At 47.5% G+C, this 18,626-nt stretch carries 14 protein-coding genes and 1 tRNA gene; 10 read left to right on the top strand and 5 right to left on the bottom strand.

Annotated elements, in window-relative coordinates:
• Nucleotides 1-180: 180 nt before the first annotated feature.
• The 9 genes from uppS to R0I52_RS00035 all read left to right on the top strand — a co-directional run bounded on the left by uppS (nt 181) and on the right by R0I52_RS00035 (nt 11,894).
• The gene (gene uppS, locus R0I52_RS00075; RefSeq protein ID WP_317052634.1) at nt 181-939 is read left to right on the top strand and encodes a polyprenyl diphosphate synthase; all 759 of its coding nucleotides are present in this window, start codon (nt 181-183) and stop codon (nt 937-939) included.
• A 241-nt stretch (nt 940-1,180) separates the two neighbouring features.
• Nucleotides 1,181-1,990, top strand: coding sequence for a phosphatidate cytidylyltransferase (locus R0I52_RS00070; protein WP_317052633.1), 810 nt, complete (start codon nt 1,181-1,183; stop codon nt 1,988-1,990).
• 74 nt (nt 1,991-2,064) lie between these two features.
• Nucleotides 2,065-3,276, top strand: coding sequence for a 1-deoxy-D-xylulose-5-phosphate reductoisomerase (gene ispC / locus R0I52_RS00065; protein ID WP_317052632.1), 1,212 nt, complete (start codon nt 2,065-2,067; stop codon nt 3,274-3,276).
• Between the two features lie 85 nt (nt 3,277-3,361).
• Nucleotides 3,362-4,729 carry an RIP metalloprotease RseP gene (rseP, locus tag R0I52_RS00060; RefSeq protein WP_317052631.1) on the top strand — a complete coding sequence of 456 codons (1,368 nt, stop codon included), beginning with the start codon at nt 3,362-3,364 and terminating at the stop codon, nt 4,727-4,729.
• A gap of 262 nt (nt 4,730-4,991) precedes the next feature.
• Nucleotides 4,992-7,415, top strand: a complete 2,424-nt coding sequence (gene bamA / locus R0I52_RS00055) for an outer membrane protein assembly factor BamA (protein ID WP_317052630.1) — start codon at nt 4,992-4,994, stop codon at nt 7,413-7,415.
• Nucleotides 7,416-7,585: 170 nt separating this feature from the next.
• Nucleotides 7,586-8,608: a UDP-3-O-(3-hydroxymyristoyl)glucosamine N-acyltransferase gene (gene lpxD / locus R0I52_RS00050; RefSeq protein WP_317052629.1), complete on the top strand. Its 1,023-nt coding sequence runs from the start codon at nt 7,586-7,588 to the stop codon at nt 8,606-8,608.
• Nucleotides 8,609-8,731: 123 nt separating this feature from the next.
• Entirely contained in the window at nt 8,732-9,241 is a 510-nt protein-coding gene (gene fabZ / locus R0I52_RS00045) for a 3-hydroxyacyl-ACP dehydratase FabZ (protein ID WP_075101548.1), read from the top strand.
• A 179-nt stretch (nt 9,242-9,420) separates the two neighbouring features.
• Nucleotides 9,421-10,200 (top strand): acyl-ACP--UDP-N-acetylglucosamine O-acyltransferase, encoded by a 780-nt coding sequence (lpxA, locus tag R0I52_RS00040; protein WP_317052628.1) that lies wholly within the window; start codon nt 9,421-9,423, stop codon nt 10,198-10,200.
• Between the two features lie 341 nt (nt 10,201-10,541).
• Nucleotides 10,542-11,894, top strand: a complete 1,353-nt coding sequence (locus R0I52_RS00035; RefSeq protein ID WP_317052627.1) for a sodium-dependent transporter — start codon at nt 10,542-10,544, stop codon at nt 11,892-11,894.
• Nucleotides 11,895-12,029: 135 nt separating this feature from the next.
• On the opposite strand, the gene tgt is transcribed toward R0I52_RS00035, so the two are convergent.
• Nucleotides 12,030-13,181, bottom strand: a complete 1,152-nt coding sequence (gene tgt / locus R0I52_RS00030; protein WP_075101550.1) for a tRNA guanosine(34) transglycosylase Tgt — start codon at nt 13,179-13,181, stop codon at nt 12,030-12,032.
• A gap of 216 nt (nt 13,182-13,397) precedes the next feature.
• Nucleotides 13,398-14,531 (bottom strand): aspartate-semialdehyde dehydrogenase, encoded by a 1,134-nt coding sequence (gene asd / locus R0I52_RS00025; protein WP_317052626.1) that lies wholly within the window; start codon nt 14,529-14,531, stop codon nt 13,398-13,400.
• A gap of 421 nt (nt 14,532-14,952) precedes the next feature.
• On the opposite strand from asd, the gene R0I52_RS00020 reads away from it, so the two are divergent.
• Complete coding sequence (locus R0I52_RS00020) at nt 14,953-16,083, top strand: endonuclease/exonuclease/phosphatase family protein (protein WP_317052625.1); 1,131 nt, start codon at nt 14,953-14,955, stop codon at nt 16,081-16,083.
• Between the two features lie 567 nt (nt 16,084-16,650).
• Here the strand turns inward: R0I52_RS00020 and R0I52_RS00015 are convergent.
• The 3 genes from R0I52_RS00015 to R0I52_RS00005 form a co-directional block, all read right to left on the bottom strand.
• A tRNA-Asn gene (locus R0I52_RS00015) sits at nt 16,651-16,726 on the bottom strand.
• 271 nt (nt 16,727-16,997) lie between these two features.
• Nucleotides 16,998-18,200, bottom strand: coding sequence for a pyridoxal phosphate-dependent aminotransferase (locus R0I52_RS00010; protein WP_317052624.1), 1,203 nt, complete (start codon nt 18,198-18,200; stop codon nt 16,998-17,000).
• Between the two features lie 326 nt (nt 18,201-18,526).
• Nucleotides 18,527-18,626 (bottom strand): integrase core domain-containing protein (locus R0I52_RS00005; protein ID WP_317052769.1); only part of this gene is annotated, 100 nt, incomplete at its 5' end.

Genomic DNA, 18,626 nt, shown 5'->3' with positions numbered 1-18,626 from the left:
CGTTTAGCAGCCACTGCGCCAGTGCGATTGGCTGCTTATTATTGTGTCGTCAATCATAAAGCCGTAGCAGACCGCTTTATGATAAGTTTGTGAATAATCACCACATCTTATCTTTTTGGCTTTTTTGCCGTCATGGCATGCGTTATCATTAAACCATCTCAACAATAAGCAAGCTAGCCTATGTCTACTTCAGCCGCCTCGGCTCCTGCTCTTCTTCCCCGTCATATCGCTATCATTATGGATGGCAACAACCGCTATGGTAAAGCCAATCATCTACCCAAAGGCCATGGACATGTGGCAGGAAAAGATGCGCTAGACCCTATTGTCGAATACTGTGTCGATACTGGTATCGAGGTTTTGACGGTGTTTGCTTTTTCTAGCGAAAACTGGCAACGTCCGCCGAGTGAAGTGGCGCTGCTCATGCAGCTTTTAACCTCGACCATTCATGAGCAAATGCCGCGGATGGACAAATACCGTATTCGCTTACGGTTTATCGGAGATCGCAGTCCGCTCAGTGCGGACTTACAAGCACTGATGGCCGATGCAGAAGAAAAAACCGCGCATTTTGATGCCATGACGTTGGTCATTGCCATCAGTTATGGTGGACAATGGGATATTGCCCATGCTGCCAAACAGTTGGCCAAACAGGTGCAGGCAGGGGAGCTGTGTGCTGATGATATCGATAAAGACTTGCTTGGCCGCCATGTCCAGTTAGCAGACGCCCCAGCGGTCGATATGCTGATACGGACGGGCGGCGAATACCGATTATCGAACTTTTTATTATGGCAGTCCGCTTATGCTGAGTTGTTTTTTACCAAAACCCTATGGCCTGATTTTCGCGCAGCAGAGCTGGCATCGATGGTTGCAGAGTTTGCCCAGCGCCAACGCCGCTTTGGTAAAACCAGCGAGCAAATCGCTTGCGCGCAGCAATTACCCTAAACGACCCTAACGTCTTATCTGATACTTGCTTGTCTGATACTTGCTCGCTGCTTGTCTTTTTTGTGCCTTAAAAGCCTGCTACGCTTTTAGTCGTGATTATTCACAGTGGTTAAGGCCGCGTGCTTATGAAATAATAAACCGCTTTTGTTGCAGTCAGTAGCAATGAGTGGGCTATTGTGGATTAGCTGCTATAATGCATTTTTTGACCATACGTTTTTCATTATTATAAGGCTCAATGAGTATGTGGCAACGGATTAAGACGGCAATTGTTCTCGTTATTATCGTTGGTATTGCAATGTTTGCGAGCCAAACACCGATTTTGTTTGCGCCGCTGTTGGGGGTAGGGGTAATCATCGCTGCTCACGAGTGGACCAAACTGATGCCCAAATGGCGTCAACCAGCGTTGTTTGTGCTTTTGGTTTTGGCGCTGACCGTGGTGTCGCTGCTGCTTGAAGTGACGTGGCTGTTTTGGTGGGCCGCATCGCTCGCCATATGGTTGATGGCGCTGTCTTGGGTTCGGGTCTTTCCGACGACGACCAATTGGTATGGCAAAAAACTGGGCGTGATGGGCGCGGTGATATTAACCGCCGCCATCACGGCTATGTTTTATCTGTGGCAGCTATCGGCTTGGTGGCTACTGTATGTGTTTTTATTAGTGTGGTGCGCGGATAGTGGGGCATACTTTGTTGGGCGCAAGCTTGGTCGCCGAAAAATGGCACCAAACGTTTCACCCAATAAAAGTATGGAAGGATTGGCTGGCGGCATTGTCACAGGGTTGCTCGTCGTTGTGGCCATCAGCGTCTTTAAGCTACAGCTGACAGGGGTGCCGCTGATCGCCTTTGTCGCGCTATCGGTACTGACGATATTGGCTTCGGTACTCGGCGATTTGTTTGAGTCAATGCTCAAACGCCGTGCTGGTGTCAAAGACTCAGGGACGATCTTGCCAGGGCATGGCGGTATCCTTGATCGTATTGACTCCTTATTGTCTGCCACGCCGATATTTGCGCTTGGCTTTTGGGCGCTGCAATACTTTGGTTTGATGGTGGTATAAAAGTGTCTTGCTTGGGTTTATCCAGTTAGGCTTTATTTTTATTTTTTTTGTATTATTGATAGGCAACGATGGTTATGATGCAACGTATCGCCGTATTAGGCGCAACTGGCTCGATTGGCGATAGTACGTTGGCGATTTTGGCGGCTCATCCGCAGCAATACCAAGTCTATGCCTTGTCGGGTTACCATCGTTTGGACAAACTGTTTGCGCTGTGTCAGCAGTTTGTGCCAAAGCGCGTCAACGTACCGGCAGCCGCAGTCGATGATTTTGCTCAGCGTCTGAGGGCAGCGAAGCTTGATATCGAGGTCGTCGGCGGCGCAGCAGGACTTATAGATATCGCCACCGATAGCCAAACCGATACGGTCGTTGCTGCCATTGTCGGTGCAGCAGGGCTGCCTTCTACGTTGGCCGCCGCGCGCGCAGGCAAGCGTATCTTGCTTGCTAATAAAGAAGCGCTGGTGATGGCAGGACAGGTGATGATCGATGCGGTCAAAACCCACCACGCCACTTTGTTGCCGCTCGACTCTGAACACAACGCGATTTTTCAATGTTTGCCGGTAGATATCCAACAAGACAGCTGCCAGATTCATCAGCTAAAGCACGGGGTGCGTAAGCTGTGGTTGACCGCCTCTGGTGGGCCATTTTTGCAGCAGTCATTTGCGCAGATGCAGCAAGCTGGTGTCGCTGAAGCCGTCAAACATCCCAATTGGTCGATGGGACAAAAAATATCGGTCGACTCGGCAACGATGATGAACAAAGGGCTTGAGCTGATAGAGGCCTGTCATTTGTTTGATTTGAGTGAGGATAAAATAAATGTGGTGATTCATCCACAAAGTATCATTCACTCAATGGTAGAATATAGCGACGGCAGCTTTTTAGCGCAGCTGGGCAGCCCAGATATGAAGACCCCTATTGCTCATGCACTCAGCTATCCTGCGCGTATTGATAGCGGCTCGCAGCCTTTGGACTTGTATGCACTAAGCGGCCTAGAATTTATCGAGCCTGATTTACAAAAATTTGCTTGTTTGCGTTTGGCGAGACAAGCCATGCAAGCGGGTACGCAGGCGACCATCGTGCTCAACGCTGCCAATGAGATTGCCGTGGCCGCGTTTTTGGCAGAACAAATTCGCTTGACAGATATTGCTGATATCAATGAACAGGCGCTCAGTGAGATACAAGTGCCACTGTTAGCGGCGTCGGCGGATATAGAAGATATATTGTCGATTGACCAGCTAGCGCGTCGGCATACTGAGGCATTGGTGGCCAAGGTGGCAGAGTCCATATAAGCGGCGCAGACGCTATAAAAGTAGAAGTCCTGCAAATCAGCCTTGTACGAGAGAACTTGCTAAAAAACCATATTGAGAAGACATCATGACGTTTTTATTGACGCTCCTTGCGGCCATTTTTGTCTTAGGTCCGCTCATTGCTCTGCATGAATGGGGGCACTATATCGTGGCGCGCCTGTGCGGTGTTAAGGTGCTGACATACTCTATTGGTTTTGGCCCCAAAGTCGCAGGCTGGACCAGCAAAAAAAGCGGTATTGATTATCGTATTTCGGCGCTGCCACTGGGCGGCTATGTCAAAATGCTCGATGAGCGAGAAGGCGAGGTGGCAGCCGATGAGCAGCATTTGGCATTTAACCGACAACATCCGCTAAAAAAAATCGCCATCGTCGCCGCTGGGCCTATCATGAACTTTGTTATTGCGATTGGTTTGTTTTGGGTGTTGTTTATGACCCCATCTGAGCAGCTGGCGACAAAGATTGGGCAGGTGTTGCCTGATACACCAGCGGCCACCGCTCAGCTGCCCGTTGGCGATAAGATCGTCGCCATCGATGGTCATGAGGTGCAGACGTGGGAAGGGATTAATTACCGTCTCGCTGGGCGCATGGGCGAGACGGACAATATAAGTGTCACACTACAAGCTGATGACAACGCCGCCAAGACCTACTACGCGCCTGTAGATGAGTTTATGCAAGGCGATGACCATGGAAAAGATGCGCTGAGCAGCTTTGGTATGCTGCCATGGCAACCGACGATTGCCCCTATCGTCGGTGAGCTGACGCCTGATGGCGCCGCCAGTCGCCAAGGCCTTAAGGTCGGTGACCGCATCACTGCGATTAATGATGTCGCCATCGCAGACTGGATCAGTGCCACGCGCATCATTCGCGATAATCCTGAGACTTTACTCAATTTTACCGTCTTAAGAGAGGGTAAGCCTGTACAATTGGCCATCATGCCGCAGGGCAAAAAAGACAATTTAGGTAACGATTTTGGGCAAATTGGTGCTATGGTGGCACAGTCTGAGATTGTTATTCCTGATGAATATAAAACCACAGTGGTCTATGGTCCAGGCGAGTCACTGGTCAAGTCGTTTGAAAAAACCGAACAGCTGGCGGTGATGACGGTCAGCTCGATGGGCAAAATGCTCTCAGGTATGATTGGTCTCGATAATTTATCAGGCCCGATTACCATTGCTAAAGTCGCCAAACAAAGCTTCGATATTAGCTGGCAGATGGTATTGTCTACCGCCGCGCTGATCAGTCTGAGTCTGGCAGTGCTCAACCTTTTACCCATTCCTGTATTGGATGGAGGGCATATCGTCTATCATCTCATAGAGCTGATTCGCGGTAAGCCGCTCTCAGAAGGCGTACAAATGGCTGGACTTAATATCGGTTTACTCTTGCTGGCAGGTTTCATGGTGTTAGCAATTGGTAATGATATCAGCCGACTGTTTTGATGGTTTGCCCAAGCGTTTGGGTGATAAGGCAAGATACACTAATGGTTTTACGCGTATCGGGCAGCGATTGCGAGGGTGACGGCAGAGCAGCTTTGTGCCGCCGTCTCTGTACTAATCGTAATTTTTAGTTTATTTTATGATGCGTTTTATATAAAGTGTTCTGAGTCTTGTCCGCCAAAGCATACGACTTTGTGGCAAATGGACAAGACAACATATGCTTTTTAACTTAACTTAAGCAATTTTTTATTGACGGATAGTGTTTATGCGTACGCCTTTATTTATGAGCGCGGCAGGGTTGCCGTTAGTGGTAGCGATGATGAGTATGCCGGTACAGGCTGCAGAATTTGTAGTGACTGACATCGGTTTTAATGGCTTACAACGTCTAACCCCCGATAGCCTCTATCCGGTTCTACCTATCACGGTAGGAGATACGGTAAATGACAGCAGCTTGGCGGCCAGTATTAAGGCGCTATATGCGACCGAAAACTTCGCGGACATTCAAAGCCGTGTCGAAGGTGGTCAGTTACGCTTTGATGTCGTTGAGCGTCCTACCATCGCCGAAGTCAACTTTGAGGGCAATAAGCTCATTCCAAAAGAAGGACTAGAGCAAGGACTGAGCAACGCAGGTTTGTCTGTCGGTGATGTACTCAAGCAAGCGACCTTACAAGGCGTCGCCAACGAGCTGCAGCAGCAGTATATCAGCCAAGGCTATTACAACAGTAATATCGAAGTCGACCAAACGCTACTCGATGGCAATCGTGTCAAGCTCGATGTACGCTTTATCGAGGGCAAACCTGCCAAAGTCGTCGATATCAATATTATCGGTAACAAACACTTCAGCGATGATGAGATCAAAGATGTCTTTGCCGTAAAAGAATCTTCTTGGACACGCCTGTTATCTAAGTCTGATCGCTATGCCAAAGAAAAGCTGGCGGCCAGCTTGGAAAACTTAAAAGCCTTGTATCAAAACGACGGTTACGTGCGTTTTGCTGTCGACAATGCGGTACTTAACATCAGCGAAGATAAGCGCAGTGTGTTTATCGAAGTCAGCTTAAGCGAAGGCGAGCAGTACCAGTTTGGTGAGGTCAATTTTTTAGGTAAGCCGACGTTTGAGACGACTGAGCTACAAGAGCTGGTTACCTTTGCCCCAAACGAAAAATACTCGCAAGCCAAACTCGATGAAACCACCGCCGAGCTCAAGCGCCGTTATGGCAACGAAGGCTATTATCTGGCCCAAGTCAGACCAGTACCACGTATCAATGACGATACTAAAATGGTCGATGTGGATTACTTTATCGATCCTGCCCGTCCTATCTACGTGCGCCGTATCAACTTTACGGGCAATATCAAAACCCAAGACGAAGTATTGCGCCGTGAGATGCGCCAACTAGAAGGCGCGCTTGCCTCTAGCGAAAAAATTCAATTGTCACGCACGCGTCTGATGCGCACCGGGTTTTTTAAAGCCGTCAATGTCGATGTCAAACCAGTGCCCAACCAGCCAGACCAAGTAGACGTACATTACACGGTAGAAGAGCAGCCTTCAGGTAGCTCGACCGTTGCCGCTGGTTACTCACAAAGTGGTGGTGTGACCTTCCAGCTGGATTTGACCCAAAACAACTTTATGGGTACAGGTAACCGAGTCAAAGCCGCGTTGTCTCGCTCAGAGACCCGCGACTCGTATAGTTTGGGTTATACTGATCCGTACTTTACCGAAAACGGTGTCTCTCAAGGTTTGAGCGCGTATTATCGTGAGACCAAGTACGATGACAGAAACGTCAGTAACTATGTGACTGACTCCTATGGTGCGACGCTCAACTACAGCTACCCTGTCGATGAAACCAAACGTGTTAGTGCAGGTCTCAATGTGGATAATACCTCAGTACGGGGTGGCCGCTGGCTTGGCGTATCGAACGTACAGCAAATCATTGATGATGGCGGCGAGTTTAAAAACTTCACAGATAGTGAAGGAAAGCCATCTGGGCGTACTGGCTTTAAAAACGACTATCAGACCTATAATCTACTATTTGGTTGGGACTATAGCACCCTAGATCGTCCTGTGTTTCCAACCAAAGGCATGAGCCATACCGTCGATGCAACCATCGGACTTGGTGATGCCAGCTATCAAAAAATTGTGTACCGCGGTAATATTTATTATCCGATTTATAAGGACTGGATAGCACGTGGTTATACCAAGCTTGGCTATGGTAATGATTTACCATTTTATGAAAACTTCTACGCTGGGGGCTATGGCTCTGTCCGTGGTTACGAAGCCTCAACACTTGGGCCAAAATCACAGACGTATTATGATGCCATTAATGATGAGGTTCGTTATAAAGACGAAGAGATCGGTGGTAACGCGCTGGCCAGCTTTGGGGCAGAGCTGGTGTTGCCCATGCCATTTAAAGGTGACTGGGCTGACCAAGTACGTCCCGTACTATTTGCAGAGGGCGGGCAAGTCTTTGACACCACCGATAAAGAGGATCGCAACTTTATTAACCCGAATGATGGAACGGATACTGGTATACCATTATTGACTCAAGACAATGACTTGCGCTTTAGTGCTGGTGCTGGTATCACTTGGTATACGCCAATTGGCCCTATCTCCTTGAGCTATGCGGTGCCTATCGGCGATAAAGAAGGTGATGAGACCGAAAAAGTACAGTTCCAGATTGGTAATACGTTCTAATGTAGCGACCATCTGAAGCGCTTTGGCTTTGTTCTTATTTGTACGGCACCATAACTTGTGTGGTATAAATAGATGGCAATAGATAACTTGGTCATCAAGCTGATATAGCAGCTTGATGACTGTCTTATTTATAATACGACTTTTATTCTTACTTCATACTAATAATAACTATGATAACGATTGAGCAACTTATCACCCAAATTGAGCAGCGCCAGCCTGTTATAAATAAAGCAGAGCTGAGCGCTGAGCAGTTATGCCAACAGCTTGGCGGTATCGGTAGTCTGACGACAGCCAATGACACGCAGCTGAGTTTTTTGGCCGATCCTCGTTACCTCTCTAGCTTGACAGGCAGTCAGGCTGGAGCTGTACTAGTCACGGCAGATCATCGCGAGCAAGTACCTGCATCAACCTTGGCGTTAGTGGTCGCAAATCCATACTTGGCTTACGCCAGCGCCAGTCAGTTATTTGCTTATCAGTCAGCCTCGAGTCGTATTCATCCGAGTGCGGTGATTGCCGATAGTGCCATCATCGGCGAGCAGGTGAGCATAGGGGCGTTTTGTGTGATAGGCGAGCAGGTGCAGCTTGGGGCGCGAACAGCGCTGGCCGCCCATGTGACGATTGAGGCAGGTACGAGGGTCGGCAGCGATTGTGTTATCAAATCACAGGTGGTCATCGGTCATGACTGTACCATCGGCGATCATGTCAGAGTGCATGCTGGTACAAGTATTGGCTCAGAAGGTTTTGGCTTTGCCCCGACCAACGACCCAAGCACCACCGGGTGGGAGCGTATTGCGCAGTTAGGCCGAGTCATCATCGGTGATCATGTCCGTATTGGCAGTCAGACTTGTATCGATCGCGGTGCTATCGATGATACCGTCATCGGCAATCATGTGATTATCGACAATCTGGTGCAAGTGGCGCACAACGTGCATATCGGTGATGGGACGGCCATCGCCGCGCACACTGGTATCGCTGGGAGTACGCATATCGGTAAACGCTGTATCATTGGTGGCGCGGTCGGTATCACCGGCCATATCGAGATTGCTGATGATGTTACGTTATCGGGTATGACGATGGTGACCAAATCCATCAAACAAGCAGGCTCTTACTCTTCAGGTACCGCGGCCATGCCAACTGCCAATTGGCGACGCGCTGCAGTTAGGTTTCGCCAGCTTGGTCGCGATGAGCGCTGATTTGACTGACCACAGGATATCACTCTCTGTTACAACCTTTAGTAGTTAACCATATAATATCCAATATTTTAACCCTTAACCTTTTAATCCTTTTATACTTAGCAATGAGCAAGGACGCGGCATATGAGCAGCAATGACATAGATATTTTAAATGATACCGATATGAAAAGCTTGGCTGAGCAAGGCCTGACTTTGCCTCTGACTTATCATACGCTAAAGCACTACTTACCGCATCGCTATCCTTTTATGCTGGTCGATAAAGTGATCGACTGTATCCCTGGTGAATGCATCACTGGGGTCAAAAACGTCACCATTAATGAAGAGTTTTTTAATGGGCATTTCCCCAATGAGCCTATCATGCCAGGCGTGCTGATGGTCGAGTGTATGGCACAAGTATCAGGGGTGCTTGGGTTTATCAGTGCAGGATTGACTGCCGAAGATGGTTATCTGTATTTGTTTGCTGGGGTGGACAAGGTTCGTTTTAAGCGCCGCGTTATCCCTGGTGATCAGCTGATTATTCGAGCAAAAACTGTGATGCAAAAGCGCGGTATTTATAAGTTTGACTGTACCGTCCATGTCGAAGACGAGCTGGCGGCGAGCGCACAGGTTATGATTGCTCGTCAAGAGCAATAAAATTGGCTGATAACTTTTAGGCTCATCAGTATCTAAAGAGTTATGTCAAAACAGACAAGAAGAATTATAATGAGCATCGATATTTTGTCGCAAGACTGACTTTGGTTTGTTTGATAAGTTATGACTGACGGTCAGTGTTTTACCATTTATTCGCACCAGAAGATACAAAGGCCCACATTATGAGTCAGATCCATCCAACAGCACTCATCTCACCCTCCGCTCAGATAGATGAGACTGCAACCATTGGCCCGTACTGTATCGTCGGGGATGATGTCAGCATCGGCGCGCATACGGTGTTGCATCGTCATGTGGTCGTGACCAAGCTGACTCGTATCGGCGCGCACAATCAGTTTTATCAGTTTGCCAGTATTGGTGAAGATCCGCAGGATTTGAAGTATGCAGGCGAACGCACTTGGCTTGAGATTGGCGATTATAATACCGTTCGTGAGGCCTGCAGCTTGCACCGCGGCACCGCCCAAGACAGCGAGTTGACCAAGATTGGTAGTCATAATTTGTTGATGGTCAACACCCACGTGGCTCACGACTGCGTGATAGGCGATCACAATGTGTTGGCTAATAATGTGGGGGTCGCGGGTCATGTCACTATCGGCAACCATACCATCATCGGTGGCAACTCTGGTATTCATCAGTTTTGTACGGTAGATGACTATAGTCTGATCGGTGGAGCAAGTCTAATCTTAAAAGATGTGGCAGCCTTTACTATGGTATCTGGCAATCCTGCCAAAACTCATGGCCTCAATGTCGAAGGTATGCGCCGCAAAAACTGGTCAAAAGAGACAATTGATGTTTTGCGTCAAGCGTATCGTACGATTTTTAGATCTGGTCTAACCACTGTACAAGCGCTTGAGGTGTTGCATAACGAGCTACTGCCGAAAGAGCCAAAGATTCAGCTGCTTATCGACTCATTACAAAACAGCCGCCGCGGTGTCGTGCGCTAACGCCGCGGTGTCGTGCGCTAAGTAGTTAGTAAACAATTGATTAGGCTTAATCACAGTCCATGATAAAAAGAATTGTTAATAGTCCAAACTCTTGTTAGTTATAGGTAAAATGATAGCAAGCCATAACCAATTGTTATGGCTTTTTATATTTATGAGCACTTGACTTTTTTGATGGCTTAGCAGAAACTGAGCGTTTACGGTATTGTAAACAATTTTTTCTTAATGTTACTGGACGCTTCATATCGGGGCGTTTAATAATTCGCTTAAGTATTGTGATAGGCGGCTTATGATAATCAAGGAAGGTTATCAGTGGTATTAATTGAAGCAAGAGGACGGAAAAGATGGCTATGAATAAACAAGAACATGCACAATGGAGCTCAAGCTTTGGCTTCGTGCTAGCAGCGGTAGGATCGGCAGTTGGGTTGGGAAATATATGGAAATTTCCATATATGGTCGGTGAAAGTGGGGGTTCCGCTTTCGTTATCGCTTATTTATTCTGTATCGCGTTAGTAGGTTTTCCGATTCTAGTCGCTGAGTGGTTGATCGGTCGCCGCGGACAAAAAAACCCAGTCAATACCTTTGCTGATGTGGCCGCCAGCGAAGGCAAGTCACGCAGCTGGGGTATCGTGGGTGCGTCAGGTATTTTGGGTGGTTTTTTAATTTTATCGTTTTATAGTGTCATCGGTGGCTGGGCGCTAAACTACATCACCAAAATCGCCTCAGGTGAATTTGCTGGCCAAGATGGTGATGCAGTCGGTGCGACATTTGATGCTATGCTGGCATCAGCCGGCACATTGACCATTTGGCATACTGTGTTTATGGTGCTGACGGCTATCATCGTCGGTATGGGGGTGACAGGTGGTATCGAAAAAACCGCCAAGGTGTTAATGCCATTATTGGGTCTTATCTTGTTTGTCATCGTTGGTTATAACGTCATGAACGGCGGATTTGGTGAAGCGGTTGCTTACCTATTTGCTCCAGACCTTAGTAAGCTGACTGCAGACGTGATGCTTGCTGCGCTTGGTCATGCGTTCTTCACCCTATCTATCGGTATGGGTATTATGATTGCGTATGGCTCTTACTTGGGCCGTGAAGTTAACTTACTAAAAACTGCTCGTACAGTGGTTATATTGGATACCGTGATTGCCTTGGCTGCTGGTCTGGCGATCTTCCCGATTATCTTTAGCAATGGGTTAGATCCTGCCTCAGGCCCTGGTCTTATCTTTGTCAGTTTGCCGATTGCCTTTGGTAGCATGGGCGCAGGTACGATCATCGGTACTTTGTTTTTCTTATTGATTACCTTTGCCGCTATCACTTCATCGATTTCGCTGCTTGAGCCGACGGTGGAGTTTTTAGAAGAGCGTACCTCGATGAGCCGTACAGTATCGACCATCGTGGCGAGTATTGTGATTTGGCTACTCGGTATCGCAGCCTTGTTGTCGTTTAACCTATGGGCTGATTTTACAATCATGGGCAACGGTGTCTTTGATGCTTTAGACAAGCTCACCAGTAAGTTTATCCTACCACTTACGGGTCTGGCGGCGATTATCTTCCTTGGCTGGCAGATGGATCAGCGCGGTATTCAGCAAGAACTGGGTCTGTCTAATGGTACGTGGACGCTATGGCAGATTATCTCCAAGTTTGTAGCACCAATCGCAGTGGTTATCGTATTTGTGACCACATTGATGGATTAAAACGTTTGGTTGTTAACCTCTTTAAATGATGCATGCATCAGTCAAGCAGTAAAAAGGGCTTAAGAATTTTCTTAAGCCCTTTTTTGGTTTGAATGATAGATAAAGATGCAGAAAGATAGATGAGTGTTTAAAGCGTTAGCGTAGGTTTAGCTCAGGCACCGTTTGACCACGCTTGGCATAAAACTCACTGACAAAGGCATCAAAGGTATCTTGCTCGATAGCGTCTCTGATGCCTTGCATCAAGCGCTGATAATAACGCAGGTTATGAATGGTAGCCAGCTGCGCCCCTAGCATCTCTTTACACTTATTGAGATGGTATAAATAGGCACGGCTAAAGTTTTGGCAAGTATAGCAATCACACTCAGGGTCTAGTGGGCCTTCATCGTTACGATACTGGCTATTGCGGATACGCACCACGCCTGCATTGTCTGTATCGCCTGTGACGAAGTAATGACCATTACGGGCGTTACGAGTGGGCATGACACAGTCAAACATATCGACCCCGCGGCGTACCGCCTCAACGATGTCCTCAGGCTTGCCAACGCCCATCAGATAGCGCGGTTTGTCTGCTGGCATCGCATCTGGGATATAGTCTAGTACATCCATCATCTCATCTTTTGGTTCGCCGACAGATAGGCCGCCGATGGCATAACCATCAAAACCAATCTCAAGCAGGCCCTCGAGCGATTGCTGGCGTAGATCTGGGTACATACTGCCTTGAATAATACCAAACAGCGCATTGGTGCTGCCTAGTCTGTTATGCTCGTCAACGCAGCGCTGGCCCCAACGTAGCGACAGCTCTAAAGACTTTTTGGCCTCGTCGTGAGTGGCAGGATAAGGGGTACACTCATCAAACTGCATGACGATGTCTGAGTTTAAGCTGTACTGAATTTGCATCGATTTTTCTGGTGACAAAAATACCTTAGCACCGTCAATGGGCGACTTAAAATTAACGCCTTCCTCGGTAATTTTGCGCATTGCACCGAGGCTAAAGACCTGAAAGCCGCCTGAGTCGGTCAAGATAGGCTTATCCCAATGCATAAACTTGTGCAGACCGCCAAACTTGTCGATGACCTCAGTACCAGGACGTAGCCATAAGTGAAACGTATTGCCAAGGATAATATCAGCGCCAATGGCTTCGATATCGCGCGGCAGCATACCTTTGACCGTGCCGTACGTACCGACAGGCATAAAGGCAGGCGTTTGTACGTCGCCATGATTGAGATGGACAGTGCCACGGCGCGCACGCGTCTCGCCGCTGGCCGTTTTGTGTAAGACAAATTGCATATGATAACCGCTATGTAAGCTATGAAAATGGCACTAATTATAGCATTGTTAAGGGTTTATTGGGACAGGGATGCCAGTATCAATTTATTTTCTGCCATTTATATTATGCGCGATTATGTACGGCTCATAGCGCGTTATGAGGAGTGAACCTAAAATCGCCATAAAAAAAGACAGCCATCTGCTGTCTTTTTTGTACTTCATAGTTGAGTTATAAAATTAGGCGTTTTGCTTGCGGATGATGTTTAGCATACGGCGTAAGGGTTCGGCTGCACCCCACAGTAGCTGATCACCCACAGTAAATGCACCGAGATATTCAGGCCCCATGTTTAGCTTACGCAGGCGTCCTAGCGCCACAGTCAAGGTACCTGTTACGGCAACAGGTGTTAAGCGGTTCATCGTGGCTTCTTTGTCGTCTTCGACCAAGTCCAACCACTCATTACCGCTATTTTTTAGCGCCGCTTCGATTTCCTCTAGCGGGATGTCTTTTTTGAGCTTGATGGTCAGGCCTTGGGCGTGGCAGCGCATGGCACCGATACGCACACACATACCATCGATAGGGATGGTGTTGGCTGCTGAATTGCCAAGGATTTTGTTGGTTTCGACGCCGCCTTTCCATTCTTCGCGCGATTGCTTGTTTTCTAATTGCGCATCGATATAAGGGATCAAGCTGCCTGCGAGCGGTACACCAAAATACTGCTTAGGGAAGTCATCTGCGCGCTGGGTCTGCGCAATTTTTTTGTCGATATCCAAGATAGCACTTGCAGGATCAGCCAGCTCGTCCTTGACCGCATCACGTAGTACGCCCATGCCTTCGATGAGCTCGCGCATGTTGTTTGCGCCAGAGCCACTCGCCGCCTGATAAGTCATGGCGCTGACCCATTCTACCCAGCCTTTATTAAACAGTTCACCGATCGCCATCAGCATCAAGGATACCGTGCAGTTACCACCGATAAAGTCTTTTTTGCCACTGGCGAGCGCGCTATCGATGACATTGCGATTGACTGGATCAAGGATAATGATGCTGTCATCTGCCATACGCAAGGTGCTGGCTGCATCGATCCAGTAGCCATTCCAGCCGCTATCGCGTAGGGGCTGATGCACCTTTGAGGTGTAATCGCCGCCCTGACAGGTAATAATCACATCACAAGCTGCGAGTGCGTCGATATCATGAGCGTCCTTTAATTGGCTGGTCTGTACGCCATCGAAGCTTGGCGCATCGCCACCTGCGTTACTGGTCGAAAAAAACACGGGCGTAATACCATCAAAGTCTTTTTCTTGCTGCATGCGCTGTATCAACACTGAGCCAACCATGCCGCGCCAGCCCACCAAGCCTACTGTTAAATTACTCATGAAATTTAATCCTATTTACAATTATTTGTTGCGTCGCCAACCAATAACAATGCCGTGAATGCTCCCAAAAAGCAAGACGTTTTGGCGATTTTTAGCGGTTTTTTATACACTATTTGCTATGTTGATTATAACGTGATGTTATTAGTATGCAGATGCTGGTCATTGCGGTTTTATGGTACAAAAGCCTTATCAACAAAAGCTTGTCAACGAGTCACCAACACCACACTGCCAGATGCTTGACATTGTAATGTTTTATAGTTGTTGTCATATAATTCGACTGTGGCAGTAGGCGTCACTGGATTGAAGTGCTAAAGTAAGCGCTAGCATCAGTATCGTGAGCCGTACGCCTAAAGATGCCTGAACACCCAGCATACCTTGTGCAGCGGCAAACCAGAATTTCAACCAACGGTTAATACATACTATGGATCTTTCACTATTATATTATTCTGCCCAGTGGCTAGCAGGGCTTGTCGCGTTCGTGACGATTTGGGGCTGGCTGCCGCTGGATAATTGGTGGGTACGCGCTGTCGAGTTTCCTCGTATTCAGATCATGGTGCTGGGGGTGATCGCTTGGGTTAGTATGTTGATGTTTTGGCCAGACTGGCAGCTAGGGCAGTGGTTGTTGTTTGTGGTTTTGAGCCTCACATTGGCGTTTCAGCTAAGAATGGTGTTGCCCTATACCAAACTATGGAAAAAAGAAGTACAACAAGCAAAATCCAAATCTACAGGGCAAGCGCATCAACTAAAACTCATGGTGTCAAATGTCCTAACGCCCAATGATCATACCCAAAAGCTGGTCGATCTGGTCAAGCAAAAGCAGCCCGATATTTTAATCACCTTAGAGAGTGATAAAAAGTGGGAAAAAGCACTGGAGCAGATTGAGTCAGACTATCCTTATACCGTCAAGGTGCCATTAGACAATTTATACGGCATGCACCTGTACTCAAAACTTGAGCTGATCGATCCTGAGGTCAAGTATTTGATGATAGATGACATACCGTCGATTCACTCGCAGCTGCGCCTGAAAAATGGTCAAGTGATTTGGCTATACTGCCTACACCCCATGCCGCCCAGTCCCACTGAGGCCGACAAATCGACCACTCGCGATGCCGAGCTGCTAATGGTCGGCAAACACATCAAAGAGCACAATCAAACCGCTATATTGGCAGGCGATCTCAATGATGTGGCTTGGTCGAAGACGACGCGCCGCTTTCAGCGTATCTCAGGCTTGCTAGACCCGCGTATCGGCCGCCACTTTATCAATACCTTTCATGTCAATTATCCATTTTTGCGCTGGGCGCTTGATCATATTTTTCACAGTGCTTGCTTCACAGTCGTTGATATTCAGCGTCTGCCGTCTATAGGCTCTGATCACTTTCCAGTCATGACGACGCTGCAGTATGAGCCAGAAGAAGCCGCGCAACAACAGAAAAACGCCCCAACGGCCGAAGCAGACGATATAAAAGAGACAGATAACAAAATAGAAGAGGGCAAAGAAGAAGGCGAAAAAGTCTCTAAAGAGCATGCTAAGGAGCAGCAGTTATTGGGATAGAGTGGGATAGTAGGGCAGATTGGTTCTAGACAAATCACGAGCCGCTAAACAAGGCAAGTGGGGCAGTAAGCGGGTGTACAAATGTAAGCATATGCTTACGCGAAATAAGGTCTTTAGCCTCTAGGCGCATCAAAGTGATTGCCCTACAATACAACCATCAACACAAGGAGAGGCAAGGATGCAGTGTTGAGGCAGTATCGATAAAAGCACAGGTCAGCCCGCTGTCTTATAGATGACTGTTTATGACTTAGGATAAGTCGACATGGAAGAAATAATAATAACAACAACATGAAGCGCCATAAGCCCTGAACCAATCGCCCTAGGTTCGGGGCTTTTCTTTGTCTGTCTATCTTATCTTTATTTGCTAACTTAAGACCTCATACCACCAAGGCGTTATACTCCTTAAATTCCCTGCTACAAGCCCCGAGCTAAAAGAAATCAGACTGCTGATAAGACCAAACTGCATAACAAACAGACGACCATAAAAAAACCCTCATCAAAGTGATGAGGGTTTTGGCAAATGCCATAATTGAATTAAAAATAATTCAAATTTTTACAACTAAAATGTGGCTCTCCAACCTGGGCTCGAACCAGGGACACACGGATTAACAGTCCGTTGCTCTACCAACTGAGCTATTGGAGAATAGGCTGTACGTACATGATACGTGACAACAAGACTTAGAAAGTCTCTAATGAGTTCTTGCTAAGTGGGGCGTATTCTAGCAAAGATAAAAAATACGTCAAGCCTTTTTTTTCATAAATTGCAAAGATTGTCATTTTAATGAGAAAAGAGAGCTATTTTATCAAAAGCCGTCATAAAAAAGACGCCCACATAACAAATATGGGGCGTCTTTTTTTATGGTTTTTAACGATCAGACTACTTAGCTTAAAAGCCTTTTTGCTTAGTGAGTTGCTTATTCAGCAACGTCCAAGTCAGCCACGGCTTTTTCGATACGTGATAGCGCATCTTTTAGCGTCGCTTCGTCAGTGGCATAAGAGATGCGCATATAGCCGCCAAGACCAAAGGCATCACCTGGGACGACGGCTACGCCAACTTTATCTAGTAGCCATGCGGAAAACTCTGTACATGAAGACAGGCCAGCGGCTTTGATCAATGGTTTGATTTGAGGATAGACGTAAAATGCGCCATCAGGACGCAGGCACGTGATGCCTTTAATGGCATTTAGGCCATCAACGACCAAATCACAACGCTTCTCAAAGGCTTCTACCATAGGTGCTAGTACGCTTTGGTCACCACTGATGGCGGCTTCGGCAGCCACTTGGCTGATAGAAGTTGGGCATGAAGTGGACTGCGACTGTACTTTTTTCATCGCGCCGATGAGTTTGGCAGGGCCGCCAGCGTAGCCGATGCGCCAGCCTGTCATGGCATAGGCTTTTGATACGCCGTTTAGGATGATGGCGCGCTCTTTTAGCTCAGGTGCGGCGTTTAAGATATTGTAGAATTTATCACCCGTCCAGCGAATGTGCTCATACATATCATCTGAGGCGATATAGACGTGTGGGTGCTTTTTTAATACTTCCGCAATGGCTTTTAGCTCATCTAGTGTGTAGATCATACCTGTTGGGTTCGATGGGCTGTTTAGCACTAGCAGTTTGGTTTTGTCCGTGATGGCGGCTTCTAACTGCTCGGCGGTGATTTTGAAATTCTGCGCTGCTGGGCATTCGACGATGACGGGTTTGCCACCTGCGATGATGACCATGTCGGGGTAGCTGACCCAGTAAGGTGCTGGGATGATGACTTCGTCGCCTGGATTGATAAAGGCTTGGGCAAGGTTAAAGAAAGACTGCTTACCGCCGACCGATACTAGGATTTCATTTGGCTCATAGCTGATGTCGTTATCACGTTTGAACTTATCAATGATGGCTTTTTTGAGCTCTGGCGTACCATCGACAGCGGTGTACTTGGTAAAACCGTTATTGATTGCATCAATGGCTGCCTTTTTGATGTGCTCTGGCGTATCAAAGTCAGGTTCGCCAGCACCTAGGCCGATGATGTCTTTACCAGAGGCTTTTAGCTCTTTGGCTTTATTGGTAATCGCTAGCGTTGGTGATGGTTTGATGCTATTGACGCGGTCAGACAATTGCAACTCGCTCATGAGGGATCCTTTTTATAGTGAAGGGTGGTTGGGGATAGCTGATGTTAATTATATAACGTTTTTATCGTCATCAGGACATGACGTCGGTATATAGTTAGTCCTAAATAAAACGGGCAATGACTATATAGGCCAGGTGCTACTGATAGGTAGTTTGCGCGGCCTTTGTCGGTGTAGTGCCTATTGTAGAGGGGCTCAACTATAGACTGAATATTGTAGCACGCTGATATTTCGCTGTCGCATGGGGCTGGTAACAAAAATTATGGTGATGCTGCGTAAAACTCATCCTGTAAATACCCCATTCTTAACACAACATCAACGTAGAATAATTAAGCCACCTGCCTGTACTCAGCAGGTGTCATATCATTAAGTGAATCATGGGGTCTTTCGGTGTTATAAACCTTGATCCAGTCTTCAGTCAGCATATTG

It is taken from the genome of Psychrobacter sp. CAM01 (assembly GCF_032842965.1).
GTDB lineage: Bacteria > Pseudomonadota > Gammaproteobacteria > Pseudomonadales > Moraxellaceae > Psychrobacter > Psychrobacter celer.
The sequence above is the reverse complement of the archived record's forward strand: the minus strand, read 5'-3'. Positions and strand labels throughout refer to the sequence as shown.